Origin of the sequence: Streptomyces sp. QH1-20 (assembly GCF_041283565.1) — a bacterium.
GTDB classification, from domain to species: domain Bacteria; phylum Actinomycetota; class Actinomycetes; order Streptomycetales; family Streptomycetaceae; genus Streptomyces; species Streptomyces syringius.
The window spans coordinates 5,846,442-5,872,660 of sequence record NZ_CP166299.1 but is presented as its reverse complement, the minus strand read 5'-3'; the positions used below and the strand labels follow the sequence as shown (position 1 = coordinate 5,872,660).

Annotated in this window: 26 protein-coding genes; 13 read left to right on the top strand and 13 right to left on the bottom strand. The window is 72.0% G+C overall.

Features of this window, described 5'->3' with window-relative positions; translation table 11 throughout:
• Nucleotides 1-146 precede the first annotated feature (146 nt).
• Complete coding sequence (locus tag AB8O64_RS26685; protein ID WP_370421761.1) at nt 147-1,145, top strand: TAXI family TRAP transporter solute-binding subunit; 999 nt, start codon at nt 147-149, stop codon at nt 1,143-1,145.
• Nucleotides 1,146-1,177: 32 nt separating this feature from the next.
• On the opposite strand, the gene AB8O64_RS26680 is transcribed toward AB8O64_RS26685, so the two are convergent.
• Nucleotides 1,178-2,644 carry an ATP-binding protein gene (locus tag AB8O64_RS26680; protein ID WP_370421760.1) on the bottom strand — a complete coding sequence of 489 codons (1,467 nt, stop codon included), beginning with the start codon at nt 2,642-2,644 and terminating at the stop codon, nt 1,178-1,180.
• 15 nt (nt 2,645-2,659) lie between these two features.
• Entirely contained in the window at nt 2,660-3,367 is a 708-nt protein-coding gene (locus tag AB8O64_RS26675; RefSeq protein ID WP_370421759.1) for a response regulator transcription factor, read from the bottom strand.
• Between the two features lie 282 nt (nt 3,368-3,649).
• Here AB8O64_RS26675 and AB8O64_RS26670 point away from each other — a divergent pair, with 282 nt between their 5' ends.
• The 8 genes from AB8O64_RS26670 (at nt 3,650) to AB8O64_RS26635 (ending at nt 10,431) form a co-directional block, all read left to right on the top strand.
• Nucleotides 3,650-4,426, top strand: coding sequence for an amino acid ABC transporter ATP-binding protein (locus AB8O64_RS26670; protein ID WP_184738659.1), 777 nt, complete (start codon nt 3,650-3,652; stop codon nt 4,424-4,426).
• Nucleotides 4,427-4,538: 112 nt separating this feature from the next.
• Nucleotides 4,539-5,459 carry a glutamate ABC transporter substrate-binding protein gene (locus AB8O64_RS26665; RefSeq protein ID WP_356453389.1) on the top strand — a complete coding sequence of 307 codons (921 nt, stop codon included), beginning with the start codon at nt 4,539-4,541 and terminating at the stop codon, nt 5,457-5,459.
• Nucleotides 5,460-5,567: 108 nt separating this feature from the next.
• Nucleotides 5,568-6,218 (top strand): amino acid ABC transporter permease, encoded by a 651-nt coding sequence (locus AB8O64_RS26660; protein WP_130881842.1) that lies wholly within the window; start codon nt 5,568-5,570, stop codon nt 6,216-6,218.
• The gene (locus tag AB8O64_RS26655; RefSeq protein WP_370421758.1) at nt 6,215-7,099 is read left to right on the top strand and encodes an amino acid ABC transporter permease; all 885 of its coding nucleotides are present in this window, start codon (nt 6,215-6,217) and stop codon (nt 7,097-7,099) included. The genes AB8O64_RS26660 and AB8O64_RS26655 overlap by 4 nt, the downstream gene beginning before the upstream one ends.
• A 289-nt stretch (nt 7,100-7,388) precedes the next feature.
• Nucleotides 7,389-9,248: an FAD-dependent oxidoreductase gene (locus tag AB8O64_RS26650; RefSeq protein WP_370421756.1), complete on the top strand. Its 1,860-nt coding sequence runs from the start codon at nt 7,389-7,391 to the stop codon at nt 9,246-9,248.
• Between the two features lie 32 nt (nt 9,249-9,280).
• Nucleotides 9,281-9,367 (top strand): putative leader peptide, encoded by an 87-nt coding sequence (locus AB8O64_RS26645; protein ID WP_324606970.1) that lies wholly within the window; start codon nt 9,281-9,283, stop codon nt 9,365-9,367.
• Nucleotides 9,368-9,454: 87 nt separating this feature from the next.
• Nucleotides 9,455-10,060, top strand: a complete 606-nt coding sequence (locus AB8O64_RS26640) for a cysteine dioxygenase (RefSeq protein ID WP_356453392.1) — start codon at nt 9,455-9,457, stop codon at nt 10,058-10,060.
• Nucleotides 10,057-10,431, top strand: a complete 375-nt coding sequence (locus tag AB8O64_RS26635; protein WP_365369180.1) for a rhodanese-like domain-containing protein — start codon at nt 10,057-10,059, stop codon at nt 10,429-10,431. The genes AB8O64_RS26640 and AB8O64_RS26635 overlap by 4 nt, the downstream gene beginning before the upstream one ends.
• A 114-nt stretch (nt 10,432-10,545) precedes the next feature.
• Here the strand turns inward: AB8O64_RS26635 and recX are convergent, their stop codons facing one another.
• The 4 genes from recX to AB8O64_RS26615 all read right to left on the bottom strand — a co-directional run bounded on the left by recX (nt 10,546) and on the right by AB8O64_RS26615 (nt 13,989).
• Complete coding sequence (gene recX, locus AB8O64_RS26630; protein ID WP_361927021.1) at nt 10,546-11,100, bottom strand: recombination regulator RecX; 555 nt, start codon at nt 11,098-11,100, stop codon at nt 10,546-10,548.
• Nucleotides 11,101-11,178: 78 nt separating this feature from the next.
• Complete coding sequence (gene recA / locus AB8O64_RS26625; RefSeq protein ID WP_130881848.1) at nt 11,179-12,294, bottom strand: recombinase RecA; 1,116 nt, start codon at nt 12,292-12,294, stop codon at nt 11,179-11,181.
• Nucleotides 12,295-12,492: 198 nt separating this feature from the next.
• Nucleotides 12,493-13,692 carry an AI-2E family transporter gene (locus tag AB8O64_RS26620; RefSeq protein WP_370421754.1) on the bottom strand — a complete coding sequence of 400 codons (1,200 nt, stop codon included), beginning with the start codon at nt 13,690-13,692 and terminating at the stop codon, nt 12,493-12,495.
• Nucleotides 13,693-13,794: 102 nt separating this feature from the next.
• Nucleotides 13,795-13,989 (bottom strand): DUF3046 domain-containing protein, encoded by a 195-nt coding sequence (locus tag AB8O64_RS26615; RefSeq protein WP_356453395.1) that lies wholly within the window; start codon nt 13,987-13,989, stop codon nt 13,795-13,797.
• A gap of 80 nt (nt 13,990-14,069) precedes the next feature.
• Here AB8O64_RS26615 and AB8O64_RS26610 point away from each other — a divergent pair, with 80 nt between their 5' ends.
• The 4 genes from AB8O64_RS26610 (at nt 14,070) to AB8O64_RS26595 (ending at nt 21,641) form a co-directional block, all read left to right on the top strand.
• Nucleotides 14,070-14,990 carry a hypothetical protein gene (locus AB8O64_RS26610; RefSeq protein ID WP_370421752.1) on the top strand — a complete coding sequence of 307 codons (921 nt, stop codon included), beginning with the start codon at nt 14,070-14,072 and terminating at the stop codon, nt 14,988-14,990.
• A gap of 128 nt (nt 14,991-15,118) precedes the next feature.
• Nucleotides 15,119-19,906, top strand: coding sequence for an ATP-dependent helicase (locus AB8O64_RS26605; RefSeq protein ID WP_370421750.1), 4,788 nt, complete (start codon nt 15,119-15,121; stop codon nt 19,904-19,906).
• 106 nt (nt 19,907-20,012) lie between these two features.
• Nucleotides 20,013-20,828, top strand: a complete 816-nt coding sequence (locus AB8O64_RS26600) for a DNA-formamidopyrimidine glycosylase family protein (RefSeq protein WP_370421748.1) — start codon at nt 20,013-20,015, stop codon at nt 20,826-20,828.
• A gap of 36 nt (nt 20,829-20,864) precedes the next feature.
• Nucleotides 20,865-21,641, top strand: coding sequence for an SDR family NAD(P)-dependent oxidoreductase (locus tag AB8O64_RS26595; RefSeq protein WP_370421746.1), 777 nt, complete (start codon nt 20,865-20,867; stop codon nt 21,639-21,641).
• On the opposite strand, the gene AB8O64_RS26590 is transcribed toward AB8O64_RS26595, so the two are convergent.
• The 7 genes from AB8O64_RS26590 to rimO all read right to left on the bottom strand — a co-directional run bounded on the left by AB8O64_RS26590 (nt 21,589) and on the right by rimO (nt 26,208).
• Entirely contained in the window at nt 21,589-21,990 is a 402-nt protein-coding gene (locus AB8O64_RS26590; protein ID WP_370421745.1) for a hypothetical protein, read from the bottom strand. The genes AB8O64_RS26595 and AB8O64_RS26590 overlap by 53 nt on opposite strands.
• A gap of 114 nt (nt 21,991-22,104) precedes the next feature.
• Nucleotides 22,105-22,314 carry a hypothetical protein gene (locus tag AB8O64_RS26585; protein ID WP_356453401.1) on the bottom strand — a complete coding sequence of 70 codons (210 nt, stop codon included), beginning with the start codon at nt 22,312-22,314 and terminating at the stop codon, nt 22,105-22,107.
• Nucleotides 22,315-22,438: 124 nt separating this feature from the next.
• Entirely contained in the window at nt 22,439-22,909 is a 471-nt protein-coding gene (locus tag AB8O64_RS26580; RefSeq protein ID WP_370421744.1) for a Dps family protein, read from the bottom strand.
• A gap of 147 nt (nt 22,910-23,056) precedes the next feature.
• On the bottom strand, nt 23,057-23,440 hold the full coding sequence (locus AB8O64_RS26575) for a helix-turn-helix domain-containing protein (RefSeq protein ID WP_086566431.1): 384 nt from the start codon (nt 23,438-23,440) through the stop codon (nt 23,057-23,059).
• Nucleotides 23,441-23,534: 94 nt separating this feature from the next.
• Entirely contained in the window at nt 23,535-24,101 is a 567-nt protein-coding gene (locus AB8O64_RS26570) for a nicotinamide-nucleotide amidohydrolase family protein (RefSeq protein ID WP_365212047.1), read from the bottom strand.
• Nucleotides 24,098-24,718 carry a CDP-diacylglycerol--glycerol-3-phosphate 3-phosphatidyltransferase gene (gene pgsA, locus AB8O64_RS26565; protein ID WP_370421743.1) on the bottom strand — a complete coding sequence of 207 codons (621 nt, stop codon included), beginning with the start codon at nt 24,716-24,718 and terminating at the stop codon, nt 24,098-24,100. Before pgsA ends, AB8O64_RS26570 begins: the two co-directional genes overlap by 4 nt.
• Entirely contained in the window at nt 24,715-26,208 is a 1,494-nt protein-coding gene (gene rimO / locus AB8O64_RS26560) for a 30S ribosomal protein S12 methylthiotransferase RimO (RefSeq protein ID WP_370421742.1), read from the bottom strand. Before rimO ends, pgsA begins: the two co-directional genes overlap by 4 nt.
• Between the last annotated feature and the right edge of the window lie 11 nt (nt 26,209-26,219).

The window sequence follows — 26,219 nt, the reverse complement described above, 5'->3', positions numbered from 1 at the left end:
CCAGGGTACGGGGTCGCTCGGACAACCCGCCCCCTCCCCGCGCGGTCCGGGCCGGGGCCGGGCGGGCGGCGGGGGCCGTGATGGTCCCCGATGGTCACGGTTTGGGGCCTGGTCCGTATCCACTCGGGCTGGCAGTATCCGCACCCATGGCTCCCCGACTCCCGCACGTCGATCGGTGCCGTGCCCTGCGAGCGGGCGCGGTGGCCGCCGTCGTGCTCGCGCTCCTGGCCTGGTGGCTGGTGCCGTTCGACGGCGAGACGTCGCCGAGCGGTCGGATGTCGTTCGCGACCGGGGTGCCGACCGGGGTGTACGCGAAGTACGGCGCTCTCCTCCAGGAGGATCTGGCCCGCGATCTTCCCGATCTGGAGGTGCGGCTCCGGGAGAGCCAGGGGTCCTTGGACAATCTGCGGCAGCTCACGGCCGGCAAGGCCGACTTCACCCTGGCCACCGCGGACTCGGTCGCGACCTACCGTGCCTCGGGGCAGGAGGGGGCGCGATCGCTGCGCGCCTGCGCCCGGCTGTACGACGACTACATGCAGCTGGTGGTGGAGAAGAAGTCGACGGTGGGGTCCGCGCGGGACCTCAAGGGCAAGCGGGTCGGCGTGGGCACGGACGAGTCGGGGGTCCAGCTGATCACCCGGCGGCTGCTGCGGGCCGCGGGGGTCGATTTCGACAAGGACATCACCCCGGTGCGGGTGGGCATCGACCAGATGCCGGGCCTGCTGGAGAAGGGCGACATCGACGCCTTCTTCTGGTCCGGCGGATTGCCCACCAATGCCGTGCAGACCCTCGGCCGGCGGATGGAGATCCGTCTGGTGCAGCTCGGTGACCTGATAGCGCCGCTGCACGCCCTCGGCGGGAACACGCGCTACTACCGAGCGGCCGTCATGCCCGCGGACGCCTACCCGGAGCTGCGCGCCACGCAGGCCGTCAAGACGATCGCCGTGGCGAATCTCCTGGTCACCATGGACCACGCCGACCCCGATCTCACGGAGCGGATCACCCGCTCGGTGATACACAGCCGCGACCGGATCGGCGTCAAGGTCCACGCGGCGCAGAAGGTGGACCTGCGGACGGCGGTCTTCACCGATCCGCTGCCGCTGCACGCGGGCGCGCGGCGCTACTACCTGTCGGTCAAGCCGTAGGGCGCCCGCGCGTCGCGCCCTGAGCGGGCCCCTCAGGCCCTGGCGGGACGGCCGCCGGGCTGGCCGGCCCGTGTGCTCTTCGGTGTCGCCTTGTTGTCGCCGCCGCCGTCGCGCGGCACCGCGATCGTCGCCCGCAGTCCGTTGGGCTCGTTCGGCGCGTACGAGAGGGTGGCGCCGCCCGCCGCGAGGAGGGCGCGGCTGATGGACAGGCCGAGGCCGGAGCCGGAGACGTTCTGGTGGCGGTTGCTGCGCCAGAAGCGGTCGCCGATCCGGCCGATCTCGTCCTCGGTGAGTCCGGGACCGCCGTCGGCGACCGTGATGCCGATGCTGTCGCCGCCGACCTCGACGGTGACGTCCACGCGTGCGTGCGCGGGCGTGAACTTCAGGGCGTTGTCCACCACCGCGTCGAGCGCGCTGGAGAGCGCGATCGGGTCGGCCCAGCCGGTCACGGCGGCCGGGCCGCTGTAGGTCAGGGTGACCTGCTCCCGGTCGGCGACCGGGGACCAGGAGCCCACCCGGTCGGTGACGATCTCGGCTATGTCGGTCAGCTGGAGGTCGCTCTCGGCGTGCTCGGCGAGGGCCAGGTCCAGGAGGTCGTCGAGGACCCGGGCGAGCCGCTTGCCCTCGGTGCGCACCGAGGCGATCTCCTCGTGGCCGTCGGGGAGGTCGAGGGCGAGCAGTTCGATACGCAGCAGCAGGGCGGCGAGCGGGTTGCGCAGTTGGTGCGAGGCGTCGGCGACGAAGGCGCGCTGCTGCTCCAGGACTTCTTCGACGTTGTCGGCCATCTCGTTGAACGAGCGGGCCAGGCGGCGCAGTTCGGGTGGTCCGCTGGAGACCGCGACGCGGGAGTTCAGCGCTCCGGTGGCGATGCCGTGCGCGGCCACGTCGAGGGTCCGCACGGGCCGCAGTACCCAGCCGGTGAGCCGGAAGGCGGCTCCCACGGCCAGTAACATCGCCGCCGTCTCGCCCGCCGCGAGCAGCAGCCAGGAGTGCAGGATGCGCGAGCGCAGTTTCCCCGTGGGCGAATCGGTGACGACGACCGCGACGACGTCACCGTCGCGGATGACGGGCGAGGCCACGGCGAGCCGGCCGCCCCGCCAGGGCAGGACCTGAGCGGGGTCATGGCTGCGGCGCCCGGCGAGCGCCTCCTGGAACGCCTGTCGGCCCTCCCCTTCGGGTGGTACGGACCAGCCCGCGGGGGCGACAGCCATGGCCCGCTCGTCGCGGTAGAAGACGCCTACGCGTATGTCGTACAGATCCTCGTAGCGGGCGAGTTCGGACCGCAGGGTCGTCAGCCGCTCGTCCGCCTCGTCCGCGGGCCCGAACTGCCGGGTGGTGACGAACTGGGCGAGGGCCGCGAACCGGGCGGTGTCGTCGATCCGGTCGACCACCACCCGCTGCTGCTGGACCGCGGCCATGCCCGCCCCGAGCGGGAAGCCCAGGGCCAGCAGGACGCCCGCCATGAGGACGATGAGCAGCGGGAGGAGTCGGGTGCGCACAGGCTCATACTGCCGTCAGACGGCCGGAACGACGATTTTGTAACCGACGCCGCGGACCGTTTCGATGAGGGCGGGCATGCGCAACTTGGCCCGCAGTGAGGCCACGTGCACCTCAAGAGTGCGCCCGGTTCCTTCCCAACTGGTCCGCCACACCTCGCTGATGATCTGCTCGCGGCGGAAGACGACGCCCGGGCGCTGGGCGAGCAGCGCGAGCAGATCGAATTCCTTGCGGGTGAGCGGGACGGTGGAGCCGCTCACGGAGACGTGGCGGTTGGGAAGTTCGATGGTCAGGGCCCCGAGCCGCAGCGCGCACGGGGAGTCGCTCTCGTGCGGCTCGCCGGGGATGTTGTCGGCGGGCGGGGTGCGCCGGGCGACCGCGTGGATGCGGGCGAGCAGCTCACCGGTGTCGTAGGGCTTGACCACGTAGTCGTCCGCGCCGAGGTTCAGGCCGTGGATCTTCGAGCGGGTGTCGGCGCGGGCGGTCACCATGATCACGGGAGTGCTGGTGCGCTTGCGGATCTTGCCGCACACCTCGAAACCGTCCTGGTCGGGCAGGCCGAGGTCGAGCAGCACGACGCCGAAGGGCGCGCGCTCGGCCGGCAGCAGGGCCTGCAGGGCCTCTTCCCCGCTACGGGCGTGCGTGACCGCGAAGCCGTGCCGGGCCAGTACCGCGGACAGGGCCGCGGCGACGTGGTCGTCGTCCTCTACGAGCAGGAGTCTCATCGGCCCCCCTCCGGGCGGCAGTGGTGTGACACCGCTGTGGTGTGACACCGCATCCACGCCGATGGACGCCCCGCGCGTCAAGGGGGTTCCGGCCGAGAAGGGGTTTCCGTTATGGACCCGGTACGCCCGCGCGTCCCGCGCGTGGCCCCGGAGGACCCCTTCACACGGAGTGTCCGTTCGAGTCCGTATCGTTATGCTCAATTTCCGCTCAGATGTAATGACGCTGGTCGTCACGGCTCATTAGGGTCCACCCCAATCGAGGAGGACGGAGCGAGAACGCCGATGAGCGAAGTATCGGTGACCAAGGACGCGACCCCCGTCGCGGACGCACTGGTCGTCCTGAACAACGTCAACAAGCACTTCGGCGCGCTGCATGTGCTCCAGGACATCGACCTGACCATCGCGCGCGGCGAGGTAGTCGTCGTCATCGGGCCCTCGGGGTCCGGTAAGTCGACCCTGTGCCGGACGATCAACCGGCTGGAGACCACCGACTCCGGCACGATCAGCATCGACGGCAAGCCACTGCCCCAGGAGGGCAGGGAGCTGGCACGGCTGCGCGCGGATGTGGGCATGGTCTTCCAGTCCTTCAACCTCTTCGCGCACAAGACCGTGCTGGAGAACGTGACGCTGGGCCAGGTCAAGGTCCGCAAGACGGACCGCAAGACGGCTGAGACGAAGGCCCGTTCGCTGCTCGACCGGGTCGGCGTGGGCGCCCAGGCGGACAAGTACCCGGCGCAGCTCTCCGGTGGCCAGCAGCAGCGCGTGGCGATAGCCCGGGCGCTGGCCATGGACCCCAAGGTCATGCTCTTCGACGAGCCGACCTCGGCCCTGGACCCGGAGATGATCAATGAGGTGCTGGAGGTCATGCGGCAGCTCGCGGCGGACGGCATGACGATGGTCGTCGTCACGCACGAGATGGGCTTCGCGCGCTCCGCCGCGAACCGTGTCGTCTTCATGGCGGACGGGAAGATCGTCGAAGAGGCGCGCCCGGACCAGTTCTTCGCCAACCCGCGCAGCGACCGGGCGAAGGACTTCCTGTCGAAGATCCTCCACCACTGATCGAATCCGGCCGCGCTTCGCGGACCGCCTTTTACCCCTACCCCCTTTCCCCCGCCGGGCCGCCGGCGGTTCCGACCACCGCGGACACCCGCAGACGCAAAGGATGTTCACCATGAAGCTCCGCAAAACCGCCGCAGCGGCCGCCGTGGTGCTGGCGCTCACCGCGTCCGCGACCGCCTGCGGCAAGTCGGGCAGCCCCGACGACAAGGGTGACAAGGCCAGCGGCGGCGCGTCGGCGCCGACCCTGCCGACGTACAAGGTGAACTCCGCGGCCGATGTGAAGGGCTCGCCCGTCTTCGAGAAGATCAAGGGCAAGAAGATCACCATCGGCACCAAGGCCGACCAGCCCGGCCTCGGTTTCGAGAACCCCGGCACCAAGAAGCGCTCCGGCTTCGATGTGGAGATCGCCCGCATGATCGCGGCCGACCTCGGCTTCGACGAGGCGCACATCGAGTTCAAGACGGTCCCCTCCGAGGCCCGTGAGACGCAGATCGCCAGCGGTGGCGTGGATCTGTACGTCGGTACGTACACGATCAACGACGAGCGCAAGAAGCAGGTCGGCTTCGGCGGCCCGTACTACATCGCCGGCCAGGACCTGCTGGTGAAGGCCGACAGCGACATCAAGGGCCCGGACGACCTCAAGGGCAAGAAGGTCTGCTCGGCGACCGGCTCCACGCCGCTCAAGCGGATCAAGGAAGCCAAGTACGGGGTGGGCGAGGCCAAGGCGCAGCAGGGCTACCAGCTCTGTGTGCAGGACCTGGTCAACGGCTCGGTCGACGCCGTCACCACGGATGACTCGATCCTCAAGGGCTACGCCGCGGAGAACAAGGGCGCCCTGAAGGTCGTCGAGAAGCCGTTCTCCAAGGAGCCCTACGGCGTCGGCCTGAAGAAGGACGACAAGGCGCTGCGCGACGCGGTCAACAACGCCCTCGAGGCGCACATGAAGAACGGCGACTGGAAGAAGGCGTACGACGCCACGCTCGGTCTCTCCGGGGCCGCCGCCCAGACCCCGCCCGCGGTCGACCGCTACTGACCAGCGGTGCCTGATCGGTGCCGCGCCGGCGAGGTCCGGCCCCCGGGGTGACCCGGGGGCCGGACGGCCCGGCGCGGCTGCCCGCCACGCGATTTCCGGAGAAGTGACTTGAACGTTCTGTCGGACAACTTCGCGATGTTCCGCGAAGGTTTCCTCGGCACCGTCGAGCTGACGGCGCTGAGCGCGGCGCTCGCCCTGGTGCTGGGCACCCTGATCGCGGCGTTCCGCGTTTCTCCGGTGCCCGCGCTGCGAATATTCGGCACGGCCTGGGTGACGCTGTTGCGCAACACCCCGCTGGTGCTGCTCTTCCTCGCCGTCACCCTGGGGCTGCCCGCGCTCGGCCTCAAGGGCTGGGACTCCTTCTGGCTCGCCGTCATGGCGCTGGGCTGCTACACCTCGGCGTTCATCTGCGAGGCCATCCGGTCCGGCATCAACACGGTGCCGGTGGGCCAGGCCGAGGCCGCCCGCTCGATCGGTATGACCTTCAACCAGACCCTGGGCCAGATCGTCCTGCCGCAGGCGGCCCGGACGGCGATTCCGCCCATCGGCAGCCTGATGATCGCCCTCGCGAAGAACACGGCGATCGCCTCGGGCTTCAACGTCACGGAGCTCGGCTCGGTGCAGAAGACCCTCAACGCCGCCTCGGGCTATGACATTTACGTGATCTTCCTGTGGATCGCGGTCTGCTACATCATCATCACTTTCACGATCAGCGGTCTCTTCCGACTGCTGGAGAACCGGCTGGCGGTGGCCCGATGACCTCGAGCGTCCTGTACGACGTACCGGGCCCCAGGGCCAAGGTCCGCAACCGGGTCTACGGCGTCCTGTCCACCGTCGCCATCCTCGGCCTGATCGCCTTCATCGGCTACAAGCTCGACTCCACCGGCCAGTTCCAGGCGGGCCTGTGGGACGACTACGAGTACGCCGACACCCAGCAGCGGATCCTCGACGGTCTGCTGACGACGCTGAAGACGTTCGCGATCGCCGCGGTGCTCTCCGTGGTGCTCGGCACCGTGCTCGCGGCGGGCCGGCTCTCCGACCACAAGCCCGTGCGCTGGGCGGCCACCACGGTCGTGGAGTTCTTCCGCGCCATGCCGCTGCTCATCATGATCTTCCTGCTCTACGCGGCGGTCTTCACCTCCGAGCCGATGTGGGCCCTGGTCATCGGTCTGACCCTGTACAACGGCTCGGTGCAGGCGGAGATCTTCCGGTCCGGCATCAACGCCGTGCCCCGGGGGCAGAGCGAGGCGGCGTACGCGATCGGGCTGCGCAAGACCCAGGTGATGACGGGCGTTCTCGTCCCGCAGGCCGTCCGCTCGATGCTGCCGTCGATCATCAGCCAGCTCGTGGTGACCCTCAAGGACACCTCGCTGGGGTTCATCATCCTGTACGAGGAGCTGCTGTTCGTCGGCAAGGCGTTCGCCCAGCAGACCCCGCCCGTGAACGGCGTCTACGCCTTCATCCCGATGGTGATCGTCTTCGGTTCGATCTACATCGTGCTCTGTCTGGCCCTGTCCTCCGTCGCCACGTGGGTCGAACGGCGCACTCAGCGCTCGCGCAAGGGCTCCCCTCCCGCGATGCCCGCCAACGACCCGAGCGTCACCAACGGAATGGGGGGCGCCGGGGGCCAAACGGCCTAGACCGGTGCCGGGCGGCTCCGGCGCGTGTCGCCCCAAGGCCGACCGCATGACACGACGGTGACGCCCCGTCGGCCCGATCGGGCCGACGGGGCGCACGCGTTCCGGCGCGCCGCGGCGAACGTCATGGTCACTTGACGCAAGCACCCGCAATGGGTTGCATACGTTCTGTGATCGCGCACCGTGTTCCCCCCGGCTGTCCCCCGATGACCCGTACGCCCCGTACGGGCGGTACGCACCGCGCGCCCCGCCACGGGATCGCCGGTCCTCACGGGTGGGAAGGAGCCGTGCCGTGGACCCGGTGATCATCGTCGGGGCCGGCCCGGTCGGCCTCACCCTGGCCCTCGCCCTGACCCGGCACGAGGTGCCCGTCGTCGTCCTCGAGGAGGGGCCTGCGGGCCGCGCCGAGGGAGCGGACCCGTCCGGTGCGACCGGTGGCGCGGACCTCGACGACGAGCGCCTGGCCCGTACGGCCGTGCTGCGACCGGACACCGCCCGGATGCTGGAGCGGCTGGGCTGCGCCACCGGGGACGGCGCGCGGTGGACCGGCTGGCGCACGGTACGGCGCCGCGCCGTGGTCACCCAGCTGACGTTCCGGGAGCGCGAGGGCTTCGAGCACGTCAAACAGCCCGGTCGCTTCGGCGACTTCGAGGAGGAGCCGGGTGAGCCGTCCCCGCTGCACCTGCCGCAGTACGCGCTGACCCGCGGACTGCGTGCCGCACTCGCCCGCGAGCCGGGGGCACGGATCGTCGGCGGCAGCCGTCTGGACACCCTGGAGCAGGACGGCTCCGGGGTCACCGCGCACACCCGGGGCGCCAACGGCGCGACCTGGCGCGGGAGTTATCTGGTGGGCTGCGACGGCGCCCGTTCCGTCGTCCGCAAACTGCTGGGCGTGCGCTTCCCCGGCCGCACGGCCGTGGAGCGGTACGCGGTCGCCGCGCTCCGTGCCGAGTTGCCCTGGCCGGGCGAAGCGGTGCTGCACCGCGCGCCGCCGCACGGCGGCGGCGAGGTGACGGCCCGTCCGTTGCCGGACGGGGTCTGGCGGCTCGACTGGCTGCTGCCGCCGGGCCGCGATCTCGTCACCCCGGACCTGCTGATCGCGCGGGTACGCGATTCCCTGTACACGTGGTGCGGAGAAGTGCCGCCGTACGAGCTCCTGGACACCGGGGTGCACGCCGTGCACCACCGGCTCGCCCGCCGCTGGCGCACCGGCCGGGCGTTCCTCGCCGGGGACGCGGCGCATCTGCTCGGCGCTCTCGGCACCCAAGGGCTCGACGAGGGGCTGCGGGACGCCGACAACCTCGCCTGGAAGCTGGGCCTGGCCTGGCACCAGGGCGCCTCGGACGCCCTGCTCGACAGCTACCAGGCGGAGCGGCGCGGTGCGATCGGTGCCCGGCTGCGCGCCGCGGACCGGGTGCTGCCGCCGGTGCGCGGCGCGGGTGGCTGGCGCGCGGTACGGCGAACGGTGGTGCCGGGCGCGGCCCGAGGGCACGACGGGCTGCTCGGGGACGGGCACTTGGGGCGCGGACCGCTGGGCGCGCCCTACGTGTACACCCGTACGCCCCTGGCCCCGGCCGCGCCTCCCGCGGGCACCGTCCCGGTGGGGACGGCCGTGGGGGCGCCGGTGGTGGACATCCCGGTGACCGCTCCGGACGGTTCGGACGCCCGGCTGCGGGACCGGCTGGGCGGCGGTCTGCTGGTGGTGCTCGTCGCCCCCGGCACGGGCGTGTGGGAGCGGCGGCACTGGCTGGGCGCCGGGCTCATGCCACGGCTCGCGGCGGCCGTCTGCGCCCTGCCGATGCCTGCCGAACTACTGGTCACCGAGGGGTATCCGGGAGCCGCGGCGCACACGGTGCTACTGGTGCGGCCGGACGGGCATCTGGTCGCGGCGCTGGCCGGGGTGCGTCCGGCGGAGCTGTACGCGTGCGCGGACGCGGTGCGTGGCGGCGCGGTGGGGACACCCGATGTGCGTGAGACGGGAGCGGCCGGTGGTGGCACGGAGATCGCCGGGATGACCGGGGGCGCCGGGGGCGCGATGGCCGAGGGACCCACGGAACGCGCTGGCCGGGCCGGACGGGTGGGGCAGGCCGGTCGGGCGGGGCTCGCGGGGGCACCCGACGGAGCGGCCAGTGAAGCTACGGCCAATCGTTGACCCGTCCGGACCATCGTGGTTGACTCCGGAGCGTGACTGAGAGCGGCGCGCGATTCTGGCGGAGGGTCCATCTGGACCTGGTCCGCTATGCGGGCTGCGTCTGTCGTCCGTCCTGCTGATCCGCTGTCTCTTTCGCGCGACCGTCTTCCCGCCACTGTCTGCGGCACGTCGCGCGCTCCTTCGCGATCCCTCAGGATGGTCCCCCTGTGTCTTTCCCCGTCGACGCGTCCGCGCTTCCTGCTTCCGACACCTTCGCCGCGTCTTCCGCTGCTTCTTCCCGGGGCTCCGTTCCCTGCGCTGTTTCCTCTTCCGAAGCCCCCGCGCCTTCGGCAGCCGATCTTCTGCGCTTCGCCCGCCGTACGGCTTCCGACTCCGCGCTCGTCGCCTCGCTCCCCCTCGATCCCGAGGGCCGTACCTGGATCCGGCTGGAGGGGCCGGGCGGAAGTGAGGCCTGGCTGATCGGGTGGCCGCCCGGCACCGGCACGGGCTGGCACGACCACGGGGGCTCGCACGGAGCCTTCGCGGCGGCGGCGGGACGGCTGACCGAACAGTCGCTGGCCGCCCAACTGCCCACCGAGGGCTGGAAGGTGCTGGAACTGGCGGACGGCGTCGACCGTCAGCGGCAGCTCGCCGACGGACAGGGCCGGGCCTTCGGACCGCACCATGTGCACCAGGTCTTCAACGCCTCCGCCGAGGAGCACGCGGTGTCCGTGCACGCCTACTACCCACCGCTACCGATGATGCGGCGCTACAGCCGGGTGGGACAGGTGCTGCGGCTCGAGCAGGTCGAGTGGGCGCAGGAGTGGGCATGAGGATCGAGGAGCTGCTGGCCGCCGCCCGCGCGGACCTCGACCGCCTCGACCCGGCCCAGGCCGCCGAAGTGCAGGCCGCGGGCGGTCTGCTGGTCGACATCCGCTACGCGGCGCTGCGGGAGCGGGACGGGACCATCCCCGGGGCGCTCGTCGTGGAGCGCAATGAGCTGGAATGGCGGCTCGACCCGGTCTGCGAACACCGGGCGGCGGAGGCGAGCGGTCACGACCTGCGGGTGGTCGTGATCTGCGACGAGGGATACGCCTCCAGCCTGGCCGCCGTCTCCCTGCGTCGGCTGGGTCTGCGCCACGCCACGGACCTGGTGGGTGGTTTCCAGGCCTGGCGGGCGGCGGGACTCCCGGTGGCACCCTGACGGCAGGCGTGGCCGTGACGGCCTGCCCCTGCGCGCCATCTCTTCGGGCCGGCGCTCTCGGGCCGGTGCTCTCGGGCCGGCCACGTCCCCACCGGGTCGGGACCCACCCGTCGGTCAGTCCTCGGGCAGATACTGGTCCAGCAGCTCGGGGTCGTCGCCCTCCTCCGCCAAGGCCTGGCGCACCACGCGCAGGGCGAGGCCCTCGGCATACCCCTTGCGGGCCAGCATCCCGGCGAGGCGTCGGAGCCGCTTCTCCCGGTCCAGGCCGCGAGTGGCCCGCAGCTTGCGCTCGACCAGCTCCCGGGCCGTGCGTTCCTCCTGCTCGGAGTCGAGCTGCCCGACGGCCTCGTCGATCACCGCGGAGTCCACGCCCTTGGTGCGCAGCTCCCGCGCCAGGGCGCGGCGGGCCAGCCCCCGGCCGTGGTGCCGGGACTCCACCCAGGCATCGGCGAACGCAGCGTCGTCGATCAGCCCCACATCCTCGAACCGGGACAGCACCTCCTCCGCCACCTCGTCGGAGATCCCGCGCTTGGCCAGCGCGTCCGCCAGCTGTTTACGGGTCCGCGGCGATCCGGTGAGCAGGCGCAGACAGATCGCCCGCGCCTGCTCCTCCGGCCGCTGCGGCGCCCCGTCCCCGGCCCTCGACGAGGAAGGGGGGCCGCCGTCCATGTGATCGTCCGCGCCCAGGTCCGGCCGGTCTCCCCCGGCCTGAGGCCGGGGGCGATACCCCCATCGCTGTGTCACGGTCTAGCTCTTGGCCGCCGTGGCCTTGGCCGCCTTGCCCGTGGACTTCGCCGCGGGGGCCGGCACCGACTTGGCGGGCTCGCCGGCGGCGTCCGGACCGGGCTCGGTTGCCGGAGCCTCGGGGCGCACGCCCACGCCCAGCTTCTCCTTGATCTTCTTCTCGATCTCGTTGGCGAGGTCGGGGTTGTCCTTCAGGAAGTTACGGGCGTTCTCCTTGCCCTGGCCGAGCTGGTCGCCCTCGTAGGTGTACCAGGCACCGGCCTTGCGGACGAAGCCGTGCTCCACGCCCATGTCGATCAGACCGCCCTCGCGGCTGATGCCCTGGCCGTAGAGAATGTCGAACTCGGCCTGCTTGAAGGGCGGCGCGACCTTGTTCTTGACGACCTTCACACGGGTGCGGTTGCCGACGGCCTCGGTGCCGTCCTTGAGGGTCTCGATCCGGCGGATGTCCAGTCGCACCGAGGCGTAGAACTTCAGCGCCCGGCCACCGGTCGTCGTCTCCGGGGAGCCGAACATGACGCCGATCTTCTCGCGGAGCTGGTTGATGAAGATCGCGGTGGTCTTGGACTGGTTGAGCGCGCTGGTGATCTTACGGAGGGCCTGGCTCATCAGTCGGGCCTGGAGGCCGACGTGCGAGTCGCCCATCTCGCCCTCGATCTCCGCACGCGGCACCAGGGCGGCGACGGAGTCGATGACGATCAGGTCGAGGGCACCGGAGCGGACCAGCATGTCCACGATTTCCAGCGCCTGCTCGCCGGTGTCCGGCTGGGAGAGGATGAGGTTGTCCGTGTCGACGCCGAGCGCCTTCGCGTACTCCGGGTCGAGCGCGTGCTCCGCGTCGACGAAGGCGACCGTGCCGCCCGCCTTCTGCGCGTTGGCCACGGCGTGCAGGGTGAGGGTGGTCTTACCGGAGGACTCCGGTCCGTACACCTCCACGACACGGCCGCGCGGCAGTCCGCCGACGCCGAGGGCGACGTCGAGAGCGGTCGACCCGGTGGGGATGACCTCGATGGGGTCGTTGGGCCGGTCGCCGAGGCGCATCACCGCACCCTTGCCGAATTGGCGTTCAATCTGTGCGAGTGCGGCGTCCAGCGCCTTCTCGCGGTCGGTTCCTGCCATGGGTTCCACCCGGTTTGCTTGAGTCGATCGCTTCACGTCCACGACGCTAACGCCTGCCACTGACAATCGGCCCGGGCGTCGTCCTGGCCTGTGGATAACTCGCCTCTTCCAGCGTCCGTCATCAGGCCCGGAACCCCATAAGAATGGATGTTCGATTTTGGTGTCAAGCGCGCCCCTTCACCCGCGTGTCACCACGCGTCAGCGCCCGCGCCACGCCCTGAACAGCCGCCCCAGAACCGAATCCCCGGGGCCTCGGCGCGGCCGCCGGCCGTGCACCCGCGGGTCGTCCGTGACGTCGTAGCGCTTCACGTACGCGCCGAGGAAGGCCTGGAGCGTCGCGGTCGCCGGGATGGCGATCAGCGCGCCCACCGCGCCGAGCAGCGCGGTGCCCGCGACCACCGAGCCGAAGGCGACGGCCGGGTGCAGATCGACGGTCTTGGCGGTGATGCGCGGCTGGAGCAGGTAGTTCTCGAACTGCTGATAGACCACGACGAAGCCGAGCACCCACACCGCGTACCAGGGGTTCACCGTGAAGGCGATCAGCATCGGGAGCGCACCCGCCAGGTAGGTGCCGATGGTCGGGATGAACTGGGAGATGATCCCGACCCAGCACGCGAGCGCCGGGGCGTAGGGCACTCCGAGGACCTGCAGCAGGACGTAGTGCGCGCCGCCGGAGATCAGTGCCATCAGAGCGCGCGAGTAGAGGTAGCCGCCGGTCTTGTCGACGGCGATCTCCCAGGCACGCAGCACCTCGGCCTGCCGGGTGGGCGGCAGCACGGAGCACAGGGCCCGGCGCAGCCGGGGCCCGTCGGCCGCGAAGTAGAACGAGAAGAGCAGCACGGTCAGCAGCTTGAACAGGCCGCCCAGGACCGTGGTGGAGATGTCCAGGACACCGGCGGCGCTGTTCTGGACGTACTTCCGCAGCCAGTCCGAGTGCAGCAGGCTGTCCTGCACCTCGACCCGGGAGAGGTCGGTACGGAACGTCCGGTTGATCCAGCTGATCACGGAGTCCAGATAGGCGGGGAAGTTCTCCACCATGGTCACGATCTGGTCGGCGAGCACCGACCCCATGAGCGTGAAGAAGCCCGCGAAGGCGCCGATCACCCCGAGGTAGACCAGGCCCGTCGCGAGTCCCCGGCGCATGCCGCGCGCGGACATCCGCGCCACGGCCGGTTCGACGGCGAGCGCGAGGAAGAACGCGATCAGGATGTTGAGCAGCAGGCCGATGAGCTGGTGGAACGCCCAGCTGGCCAGCTGGAAGCAGGCGTAGAGGGCGAGCGCCGCCAGCATCGCCCGGGGCAGCCAGCGCGGCATGCCGACGCCGGAACTGCCACCGGCACCGGTGTCGGGCGGAGGCGGTGGGGCATGGTCCGGGGCGGTGTCGTCTGTGGCTGCCACGGGGCAAGTGTCACCCATACGGCCAGCCGGAAAACCGGGCGGCGCGCGGCCCGGGAGCGCACACCCGGGTATCGCGGGTGGGTTCCGGCCGCGGCGGGGGCGTCAGCGCATGTTCTCGGGGATGTCCAGGGCCCTGCACACTCCGCGCCATACGTCCTTGGCGCTCCAGCCCGCGTCGAGCGCCTGGTGCACGGTCCTCCCGCCGAGCTCGGACATCACATGATCGCGTGCGAAGGAGTCGGCGTACGCCGCGCCGAAATAATCGCCCATCCGCTGCCAGAAGACCGTCAACCGCATGCGCCCAGTATCCCGCCCCTGAGAGTGCTGCCGGGCACGAGCCGCTGACCGGTGCCGCTTTCCGCCCTTACGGTCTGGGCATGGCCCGATCCGGAGCATCCCCCGTAGTCCGTGCCGAACAGTTTCTCTGGCTGACCGCCCGCGTCCTCGAGCAGCGCAGATTCGCGTTCCACTTTCTGGACGGCGGCCCCGACGCCGTGGAAGCGGCCCTCAATGCCTATCTGGGTGACGACGGCGGCTACGGCCACGCCCTGGAGCCCGATCTGCGCGGGCCGGTGAGCCAGCCCCTGCACACCGCGCACGCGTTGCGCGTGCTCGACGAGATCGGCCGCTGCGGCGACCGGCGGGTGGAGCGGGTGTGCCGCTATCTGACGGCGATCTCCACCGCGGACGGCGCGCTGCCGGCCCTGCATCCGTCGCTGCGCGGCTATCCGGCCGCTCCTTGGATCCCGATCGTGGACGACCCGCCCAGCGATCTGCTCGCCACCGGTCCCGTGGTGGGCCTGCTGCACCGGAACGCGGTCTGGCACGCGTGGCTGTTCCGGGCCACCGACTTCTGCTGGGCCGCTGTCGACGCCCTCGGACAGGGCGCGAAAACTCACCCGTACGAGGTCGAGGCGGCCGTCGCCTTCCTGGACGGCGTCCCCGACCGTGCCCGCGCGGAGGCGGCGGCGGAGCGGATCGGCCGGGTCGTACGGGAACAGCGGCTGGCCGTCCTGGATCCCGAGCACCTGACGGAATACCCCGTGCCCGACGGCTACGCGCCCGGCGAGCACCATTTCCCGCACGATTACGCGCGGAACCCGGACTCGGTGGCCGCCGCCTGGTTCACCGACGCGGAGCTGCGGCGGTCGCTGGATTTCCTGGCCGCCTCGCAGGAGGACGACGGCGGCTGGCCGATCCGCTGGCGGGAGTGGGCGCCGGGCACGCGCCTTGAATGCCGCCCGATGGTGACCATCACCGCGCTGCTCACTCTGCGGGCGTACGGACGCGCCGTGTAGCCGAAGCGCCCCCGCCCGGGCCCCGCACACGGGCACCAGCGCCCCGGATCCCCGGCTTCCCCTTCGACGGAGGCCCGGCTGACCTGCGGATCCGGGGCATTGTCAGTGGGGCGGTACAGGATGGGGGCATGGCGGACGACATGGCGGCAGCTCCGGCCGGGGACCCGGCTTCGGCCCTCTCGGCGTTCTCCCCCGCGACCCGGGCCTGGTTCACGGGGGCCTTCACCGCGCCCACGGCCGCGCAGGCGGGGGCCTGGCGGGCGATCGACGAGGGGTCGGACGTGCTGGTCGTCGCGCCGACCGGATCCGGCAAGACGCTGGCCGCCTTCCTCGCCTCGCTGGACCGGCTGGCGAGCTCCCCGCCGCCCGCCGAGCCCAGGAAGCGCTGCCGGGTGCTGTACGTGTCCCCGCTCAAGGCGCTCGCGGTGGACGTCGAGCGGAATCTGCGCAGTCCGCTCACCGGTATCCGCCAGGAATCCGTGCGGCTGGGGCTGCCCGAGCCGGAGATCCGGGTCGGGATCCGGTCCGGCGACACCCCGCCCGCCGAGCGCCGGGCACTCGTGACCCGCCCGCCGGACATCCTGATCACCACGCCCGAGTCGCTGTTCCTGATGCTCACCTCCGCCGCCCGGGACGCGCTGGCGGGCGTGGAGACGGTCATTCTCGACGAGGTGCACGCCGTCGCCGGGACCAAGCGGGGCGCGCACCTCGCCCTGTCCCTGGAGCGTCTGGACACGCTGCTCGCCCGGCCCGCCCGCAGGATCGGCCTGTCCGCGACGGTACGGCCGGTGGACGAGGTGGCGCGCTATCTGTCGCCGCAGCGCAGGGTCGAGATCGTCCAGCCGCCGTCCGGCAAGGAGTTCGACCTCTCGGTGGTCGTTCCGGTCGAGGACCTCGGCGAGCTGGGGGCCTCCCCCGTCCAGGAGGGGGACGCCAAGGAGAAGCCGTCGATCTGGCCCCATGTGGAGGAGCGGATCGCCGACCTGGTCCAGGCCCACCGTTCCACGATCGTGTTCGCCAATTCCCGGCGGCTCGCCGAGCGTCTGTGCAACCGTCTCAATGAGATCGCGTACGAGCGCGCCATGGGCGAGCCCCTGCCGGACCACCACTCCCCCGCCGAGCTGATGGCCCAGTCCGGGGCGGCCAAGGGGGCGTCGCCGGTGCTCGCCCGCGCCCACCACGGGTCGGTCTCCAAGGAGCAGCGGGCCCTGGTCGAGGAGGACCTCAAGGCGGGCCGGCTGCCGGCCGTCGTGGCGACCTCCAGCCTGGAGCTGGGCATCGACATGGGCGCGGTGGACCTCGTCGTCCAGGTCGAGTCACCGCCCTCGGTCGCCTCCGGTCTCCAGCGCGTCGGGCGTGCCGGACACCAGGTCGGCGCCGTCTCGACCGGTGTGGTCTTCCCCAAGTACCGGGGCGACCTGGTGCAGGCTGCCGTGGTCACGGAGCGCATGCGCGAGGGGGCCATCGAGTCCCTGCGCGTGCCCGCCAACCCGCTGGACGTGCTCGCCCAGCAGATCGTCGCCATGGTGGCCCTGGACACCTGGGACGTGGAGGAGTTGCTGGCCGTGGTGCGCCGGGCCGCGCCCTTCGCCGCACTGCCCGAGTCCGCGTACACGGCGGTGCTCGACATGCTCGCCGGACGCTATCCGTCGGACGCCTTCGCGGAGCTGCGGCCGCGGCTGGTCTGGGACCGCGTGGCCGGTACGGTCACGGGGCGCCCGGGGGCGCAGCGGCTCGCCGTCACCTCGGGCGGCACCATCCCCGACCGGGGCCTCTTCGGGGTCTTCCTGGCGGGCTCGGACCCCAAGAAGGGCGGCGGCCGGGTCGGTGAGCTGGACGAGGAGATGGTCTACGAGTCGCGGGCGGGCGATGTGTTCACGCTCGGGACCACCTCCTGGCGGATCGAGGACATCACCCGCGACCGTGTCCTGGTCACGCCCGCGCCGGGGGCCGCCGGCCGGCTGCCGTTCTGGAAGGGCGACCAGCTGGGCCGCCCGCTCGAACTCGGCCGGGCGCTGGGCGCGTTCCTGCGCGAGGTCGGCGGGCTGACGCCCGAGGCGGCCCGCGCGCGGCTGGACGCCGCCGGGCTCGACACCTGGGCGGCGGACAACGTCCTGTCCTATCTCGACGAGCAGCGCCGCGCCTGCGGCCATGTGCCGGACGACCGGACGATCGTCGTCGAGCGGTTCCGCGACGAGCTGGGCGACTGGCGGGTCGTCGTCCACTCCCCCTTCGGCGCCCAGGTCCACGCCCCCTGGGCGCTGGCCCTCGGGGCCCGGCTCACCGAGCGGTACGGCATGGACGCCCAGGTGATGCACGCGGACGACGGCATCGTGCTGCGGCTCCCCGACGCGGATCTCATGGGCCTGGATCTGCTGGACGCCGACCCCGCCCGCCCCGGCACGGAGTTCGACAGCGAGCAGTCCCCGGTCGGGGTCGCGGACGTCACGTTCGACAAGGGCGAGATCGATCAGATCGTCACCGACCAGGTCGGCGGATCGGCCCTCTTCGCCGCCCGGTTCCGCGAGTGCGCGGCCCGCGCCCTCCTGCTGCCGCGCCGCAGCCCCGGCAAGCGCACCCCGTTGTGGCAGCAGCGTCAGCGCGCCTCCCAGCTCCTCCAGGTCGCGGGGGAGTTCGGCTCGTTCCCGATCATCCTGGAGGCCGTCCGCGAATGCCTCCAGGACGTCTTCGACGTCCCCGGCCTCACCGAGCTGATGGGGGACATCGAGGCCCGCCGGGTCCGGCTGGTGGAGGTGACGACCCCTGAGCCGTCACCCTTCGCCCGCTCGCTGCTCTTCGGCTACGTCGCCCAGTTCCTGTACGAGGGCGACTCCCCGCTCGCGGAGCGCCGCGCCGCCGCGCTCTCCCTCGATTCGCGGCTGCTGGCCGAGCTGCTGGGCCAGGCGGAGCTGCGCGAGCTGCTCGACGCGGAGGTGCTGGCCGAGCTGGAGAGCGAGCTGCGGTGGCTGACCGAGGACCGCCGGGTCAAGGACGTCGAAGGTGTCGCCGATCTGCTGCGGATCCTCGGCCCCCTGACCGACGGCGAACTGGCCGAGCGCGGCGCCGACCCCGGGTGGGCCAAGGAGCTGTCGGACGCCCGTCGCGCCCTGCGCGTCCGCATCGCCGGCCAGGACCACTGGGCGGCCGTCGAGGACGCCGGCAGGCTCCGCGACGCCCTGGGGACGGCACTGCCCGTCGGGGTCCCCGAGGCCTTCACCGAGCCGGTCAAGGACCCCCTCGGCGATCTCCTCGCCCGCTTCGCCCGCACGCACGGCCCCTTCACCTCGGCGCAGGCCGCGGCGCGCTTCGGCCTCGGTCCGGCGGTGACCGACGGGGCGCTGCAGCGCCTCGCCGCGAGCGGGCGCGTCGTCCAGGGCGAGTTCCACCCCGCCGGTATCGGCCAGGAGTGGTGCGACGCGACGGTCCTGCGCAGACTGCGCCGCCGCTCCCTCGCGGCCCTGCGGCACGAGCTGGAGCCGGTGCCGCCCGCCGCGCTCGCCGCGTTCCTCCCCCAGTGGCAGCACATCGGCAGCCACAGCCTGCGCGGCACCGACGGTCTGGTGCGTGCCATCGAGCAGTTGCAGGGAGCGCCGGTCCCCGCCTCCGCCCTGGAGAAGCTGGTGCTGCCCGCCCGGGTGACGGACTACTCCCCGGCGATGCTCGACGAACTCACCGCGGCGGGCGAGGTCGTCTGGGCCGGCGCGGGAGCGCTCCCCGGGAAGGACGGCTGGGTCGCCCTGCTGCCCACCGACGCGGCACCGCTGCTGCTGCCGGCCCCGCACCCGCTGGAGATCACGCCCGTGCACCAGGCGGTGCTCGACGCGCTGTCCGGGGGCTACGGCCTGTTCTTCCGCCAGATCGCCGATCAGGTCCGCGCCGCGGGCCACGCCCCGGCCGAGCCCGGTGGCTCGGACGCCCACATCGCCGATGCCGTCTGGGACCTCGCCTGGTCCGGTCGGCTCACGAACGACACCCTCGCGCCGCTGCGCTCCCTGCTCGGCTCCGGACGTACGGCCGGGTCCACCGCGCACCGCGCCAAGCGCGCGGTGCCGCGCGGGCGGTACGGCTCGTTCACCGGCCGCGCGGGCCTGACCGGGGGTGCGGGACGCCCCACGGCCTCGCGCGGTGGCCCCCCGACGGTCGCGGGCCGCTGGTCCCTGCTCCCCGAGCGCGAGCCGGACCCCACCCACCGGGCGCACGTCCTGGCCCGCACCCTCCTCGACCGGCACGGCGTGGTGACGCGGGGAGCGGTGGCCGCCGAGGGAGTGGAGGGCGGCTTCTCCGCCGTCTACCGCGTCCTGTCCGTCTTCGAGGAGAGCGGGCAGACCCGTCGCGGGTATGTGGTCGAAGGCCTGGGCGCCGCGCAGTTCGCGATGGAAGGCGCCGTCGACCGGCTGCGCGCCGTGAGCACCGCCCGCGAGCGGGCGGGCGGTGCCGAGCACGCGGGGAGTCCGGGGAGCCCCGATGCCCCTTGGGCGCCGCCTGCACCCACCGGCCCGGCGGCGCGCGGCGCCCGGCGGCGCGCGGTCGTGCTCGCGGCCGCCGATCCCGCCAACGCCTACGGCGCCGCGCTCCCCTGGCCCGAGCCGCCTCCCGGCGCGTCCCACAAGCCCGGGCGCAAGGCCGGTTCCCTGGTCGTCCTCCTCGACGGCGCACTCGCCCTGTACATGGAGCGCGGCGGCAAGACCCTCCTCGCATGGCCCCGGGATGAGGACGCCGAGGCGGCGAGCAGCGACGACCCCGGGCTGCGGGAAGCGGCGGCGGCCCTGGCCGAGGCGGCCCGCGCGGGCGCGCTCGGCACGGTCACGGTCGAGCGGATCAACGGCTCCCCCGCGCTCACCTCCCCGCTCGGAGCCCTCCTGGAGTCCGCGGGCTTCCACGCCACCCCCCGGGGGCTGCGACTGCGCGCCCCCTGACGCCGGCAACGCCGCCTCAGCCCCCGGTCAGGGCCGACGCGCCTTCCCCGCCGCACAGCCCGGCCCCGACCGGCCCTGTCCCCGTCGACGCGGCATCATGGTGCACATGCCCGAAGGAGACACCGTCTGGCGCGCCGCTCGGCATCTCCACCGCGCCCTGGCCGGCGAGCCCCTTGTACGGTCCGATCTGCGGGTCCCCCAGCTCGCCACCGTCGATCTCACCGGCCGCCGTGTCACTGAGGTCGTCCCCCGAGGCAAGCATCTCCTCACCCGCGTCGAGGGCGGTCTCACCCTCCACTCCCACCTCGGCATGGACGGCGCCTGGCGGATCTACGACCCCGGCGAGCGCTGGCAGGGCGGCCCGCAGCACCAGATCCGCGCCGTCCTCGCCAACGCCGCGCACTCCGCTGTCGGTTACCGGCTGCCTGCCCTGGATCTGCTGCGCACCGCCGACGAATCCACCGTCGTCGGCCATCTCGGTCCCGACCTCCTCGCACCCGACTGGGCCCGGGAGCATCAGGAGGAAGCGGTCCGCCGTCTGCTCGGCGACCCGGCCCGCACTGTGGGTGAGGCCGTGCTCGACCAACGCAACCTCGCCGGCGTGGGCAATGTCTACAAGTCGGAGCTGTGCTTCATGCTCCGCCTCTCCCCCTGGCTGCCGGTGGCCGAAGTCCCCTCCGCCGAGCGCTTGGTGGCCCTCGCCAGAAAGCTGCTGGACGTCAACAAGGCCCGTAGCGCCCGCGTCACCACGGCCGACCCGCGCATCGACCACCGGCTGTGGGTGTACGGGCGGGCCGGACGGCCCTGCCGCCGCTGCGGTACCCCGATCCGCGTGGCCGACCAGGGTCCGGTGGGCCAGGAGCGCCCCACGTACTGGTGCCCGCGCTGTCAGCCGGGCCCCGAGCCCACCCGGCACCACTGATTGACGACCCGTCAGTTCTGGTCGTACGGTCCGGGCATGCCCCTCACGGCGTACGACCTCACCGGCCGCACCGCCCTCGTCACGGGGGCAGCGAGCGGCATCGGACGTGCGTCGGCACTCCTCCTCGCGGAGGCCGGGGCCTCGGTGCACTGCGCCGACCTGGACGAGAAGGGCGCACGGCGCACGGCCGCACGGATCATCGAGGGCGGCGGCAGGGCGCGCGCCCATGTACTCGACGTCGCCGACTCCGCCCGGGTCGCGGCCACGGTCGCGGAGACGGTCCGGGCCGACGGCCGGCTCGATGTCATGGCCACCATCGCGGGCGTCATGCACCGCGGCGGCGTCCTGGACACCTCCGACGCGGAGCTGGACCGGATACTGGCCGTCAATTTCAAGGGAACGCTCTACGGCTGCCGGGAGGCGGCCCGCGCGATGATCTCCCTCGGTACCCGGGGCAGCATCGTCACCATGGCTTCCGGGGCCATCGACACCGGCGCTCCGGGGCTCTTCGCCTACAGCGCGTCCAAGGCCGCGATCGTCCAGCTCACCAGGACGCTCGCCACGGAAGTCGGCCCGCACGGCATCCGCGTCAACGCGGTCGCCCCCGGCTGGGTCCGCACGCCCATGACCGACCGGCACGGCGATCCGGAGCAGGCACAGGCCGAACGCCCCATGATCCGACTGTCCCCCTTGGGCCGAGTGGGTGAACCCGAGGAGATCGCGCACGCGGTTCTCCACCTGGCGTCGGACGCCTCGTCGTTCACGACCGGCCAGATCCTGCGCCCCAACGGCGGGGTGGCCATGCCCTGGTGACGCCCTGGGCGGCTGGCCCGGTGACGCCCTTGCCGTCCTTGGTGACTGCCTTGGTGACGGTCCTGGCGACTGCCCGGGTGAGCTGCTCACCCCAGACGGCCCACCGGCCCTTGCGCCTCGCCGTCCGCGCCCACGGCACGCAGTGCACGGGCAACAGACTCAGCCCCCAGCCACCGGCCACGACCAGCCCCTCGACGGGCCCTGCCCGCTCCGGCTGCGCGAGCAGCCGGAACACCGCCCACCACCACACTCCACCGAGGGCGAGCGCGATCGCCCAGCCGACTACCCCGAGGGTCCGGCAGAACGGCGCCGCCGAACGGCAGAAGCCCCAGAAGTCCCGCCAGGCCATCGCTGCCTCCTTCGGCCGACGCTAGACCGGGCACTCACCGCCACGGCAGAGCGCACCGGGGATCGAGAACGGCGCACGCGGAATGCCCGTACGCGCCCCACCGAGCCGGCGTCGTCAGTCGGACTCCCCCCGCGACCGGGCCAGCTCCTCCTCCAGCTCGGCGATCCGGCGATCACGCCGGTGCAGGTCGACGATGACCCGCTGTTCCCCGTCGTGCATGCCCTGCTGGTACACCGTCCGCACGAAGGCACCGGCTGCTGTCTGATCGAGGTCCGTGACCACCATCAGCTCTTTCGTGAAGCGGATCACAGGGTGCTCGTCCATCCCTCAAGGAGACCGCGCCCGCGCCGCCTCCGCCACCGGAGGCCGAAAAGGCCCCCCACAAAAGCCACGGAAGGCCCCGGACCGGCTGCCGGTCCGGGGCCTTCCCGTGTTTCACCACGGGCGGTCAGGCGTTCTCCGCCTGGAACATCCAGTGGTGCTTCTCGAGGTCTCCCGTGAGACCGATGAGCAGGTCCTGTGTGACCGGGTCGGGGTCACCGGTCGCCTGGACGCGCTCACGCATGCGGGTGATCACCGCACCGAGCGCGGAGACGAGGATCTGCACCGCCCTCGTGTCCTTGTTCCAGCCGTCGCCGACCGCGTCGATACCGCTGGTCTTGGCGACGGTCTCGGCCCGCCCGTCCGGGGCGACGCCGAGGGCCGAGGCACGCTCCGCGACCGCGTCGGCATGCAGCCGGGCGCTCGCGACGACCTCGTCCAGCTGCAGATGGACCGAGCGGAAGCGGGGGCCCACGACGGTCCAGTGGACCTGCTTGGCCACGAGCGAGAGGTCCACCAGGTCGACGAGCGCCCCCTGGAGGGCATCACCGACGGTCTTGCGGTCCTGCTCGGACAACGGGCTCTTCACGACAGACATCCGCGTTCTCCTCTTCGACTGTCCGGTCTGTTCGATCCCCGTTCATCCACCATGGCACACAGGTGCCGAAGGGGCGGAAAACGCAGGATCCCGGTCAGATTCCTGACCGGGATCCTGGACGGGAAACACACAATTCCCGGACTTGCCTCAGGCCGCGACCACGTCCACGGCCTCCGCGGGAGCCTTGATGGTCACACGCTCCCCCGGCACGCCCGTCACAGACGTCACGGACACCGAATTGAACATCGGCCGCATCGGCGCGGGTACCGGCTCACTCGCCGCCGCCGACTGCGCCAGCTCGGCGAGCGACAGTTCGTCACTCACCTCACGCATGACCTCGGACATCCGTACGTCCAGAGCGTCGCAGATTGCGGAGAGAAGCTCGGAGGACGCCTCTTTCTGCCCCCGCTCGACCTCGGAGAGGTAACCGAGCGAGACCCGGGCGGATGAGGAGACCTCGCGCAGAGTGCGGCCCTGGCGCTGGCGCTGCCGACGCAGCACGTCACCCAGCAGGCGACGGAGCAAAATCATCGGTGGCTCCCTCCTTGGACCGCGAATCCGGATCCTTCACGCCCCACCGTACCGCCTCCGGCTGCGGCCGTGCGGGGAGCTATGTCGTGTTCACTCAGGGCTGCAAACATCCATTCCCCCCGTTGTGTTCCGTATCCTTTGCCCCCGCGTTCTCTGCCAGTTCGCCCAGCAGCAGGGCGAGAGCCGCCCGTACGCTCTCGGTCCGGATGCGCGCCCGGTCGCCGTCCAGCGACAGCTCACGCACCACACCCGCACCGACCGGACCCGCCACGGCGACGAAGACCGTGCCGACGGGCTTGCCGTCCTGGGTGTCCGGTCCGGCGACGCCGGTGGTGGCGACGCCCCAGTCGGCGCCGAGCAGACGCCGCACACCGCGGGCCATCTGCCGGGCCACCTCCGCGTCGACGGCCCCGCGCTCGTCGAGCAGTTCCCCGGCCACGCCCAGCACATCGCGCTTGACGTCGGTGGCGTACGCGGTGACCGATCCCAGCACCGCGCGGGAGGCGCCCGGCGCGGCGGTCAGCTCCGCCGTGAGCAGGCCGCCCGTGAGGGATTCGGCCGCTGCCACGGTCCAGCCCCGCCCGATCAGCGCCCCCAGCACCGCGGTGGCCCCGCCGTCGCCCTCCGTGCCCGTCGGGCCACTCGGCCTTTCGGGACTCATCGCGCGGTTCCCCGGCCGGCCCGGCTCATCTCGATCGCCTGCTTCACGTAGTCGAGCCCGGTCAGCACGGTCAACACCACGGCGACGGCCATCACCCAGAAGCGCATCGTGGCCAGGGGCCCGGTCAGCGCCAGGATGTACATCCCGACGGCCACGCCCTGAGCGAGCGTCTTCATCTTGCCGCCGCGGCTGGCCGGGATCACCCCGTGCTTGATCACCCAGAACCGCATCAGCGTGATGCCGACCTCGCGGAAGAGGATCACGCCCGTGACCCACCACGGCAGGTCGTCCAGGACCGACAGGCAGATCAGCGCGGCGCCCATGATCGCCTTGTCCGCGATCGGGTCGGCGATCTTCCCGAAGTCGGTGACCAGGTTGTACATCCGGGCCAGATGCCCGTCGAACAGGTCCGTGATCATGGCGACGGCGAACGCGGCCCAGGCGAAGGAACGCCAGGCCGGGTCATAACCGCCGTTGTGCATCATCAACAGGACGAACCCGGGCACGAGGAGCAGCCGCACCATGGTGAGGATGTTGGCGATGTTCCACAACCCGGCCGGCCGCACGGCCGTCGCCGGGGCGGGGCCTCCCGCGGCGGAGGCCGGGGCTCGGGTCATCTGCCGGCCTCCTCGGTACACCCTCCGTCACCGAGTACCTCGGCGATGAGGTCCACGCCCTCCGTCGCCACCACCTTGGCCGTGACCATCCGGCCGGGCACCAGCTCCCGGTCGGTGGTGAGCAGGACCTGGCCGTCGGTCTCGGGCGCCTGGTGGGCGGCCCGGCCGATGACGCCGTCCTCCTCGTCCACGCGGTCGACGAGCACCTCGAGGGTCTCTCCGAGCCGCTCCTCGGCGCGCTGCGCGGTCAGCTCCTCGGCGAGCCGCGAGATGTGCGCCAGGCGCTCGGCGACCACGTCGGGGTCGACCTTGTGCTCGTAGGTGGCCGCCTCCGTGCCGTCCTCGTCGGAGTAGCCGAAGACGCCGATGGCGTCCAGCCGGGCCCCGGCCAGGAAACGCTCCAGCTCGGCGACGTCCTCCTCGGTCTCACCGGGGAAGCCGACGATGAAGTTCGAGCGGGCACCGGCCTGCGGGGCCTTGGCGCGGATCTGGTCGAGCAGCTCCAGGAAGCGGTCGGTGTCGCCGAAGCGGCGCATCGCGCGCAGCACGCCGGGGGCCGAGTGCTGGAAGGAGAGGTCGAAGTAGGGCGCGACCTTCTCGGTCGAGGTCAGCACGTCGATCAGGCCCGGCCGCATCTCGGCGGGCTGGAGGTAGCTGACCCGGATCCGCTCCAGGCCGTCCACGGCCGCCAGCTCCGGCAGCAGCGTCTCCAGCAGCCGGATGTCGCCGAGGTCCTTGCCGTACGAGGTGTTGTTCTCGGAGACCAGCATGACCTCCTTCACGCCCTGCTCCGCGAGCCATCGCGTCTCGCTCAGCACGTCGGAGGGACGGCGGGAGATGAAGGACCCGCGGAAGGAGGGGATGGCGCAGAAGGAGCACCGGCGGTCGCACCCGGAGGCGAGCTTCACGGAGGCGACGGGGTTGGAGCCGAGTCTGCGGCGCAGCGGGGCCCGGGGCCCGGAGGCCGGGGCGACGCCCTCGGGAAGGTCCGCCGGGGCGGTCTCCAGGGCGTCCTGGGCCTCCTGCGCGTGCCCGGGCAGGGCGACGTCCGCGCTCTGCCGGGCTGCGGGGCTGATCGGCAGCAGCTTGCGCCGGTCACGCGGGGTGTGGGAGGCGTGGACGCCACCGGAGAGGATGGTCTGGAGCCGGTCGGAGATGTCGGCGTAGTCGTCGAAGCCGAGCACTCCGTCGGCCTCGGGGAGCGCCTGGGCGAGCTCCTTGCCGTACCTCTCGGCCATGCAGCCGACGGCCACGACGGCCTGGGTGCGGCCCTGATCCTTGAGGTCGTTGGCTTCGAGGAGGGCGTCGACGGAGTCCTTCTTGGCGGCTTCTACGAAGCCACAGGTGTTGACGACGGCCACATCGGCATCGGCGGCGTCCTCGACGAGGTCCCAGCCATCCGCCGCCAAGCGGCCTGCCAGCTCCTCCGAGTCCACCTCGTTACGGGCGCAGCCAAGTGTGACAAGAGCGACGGTACGGCGTTCGGGCATAGGGCTCAGCC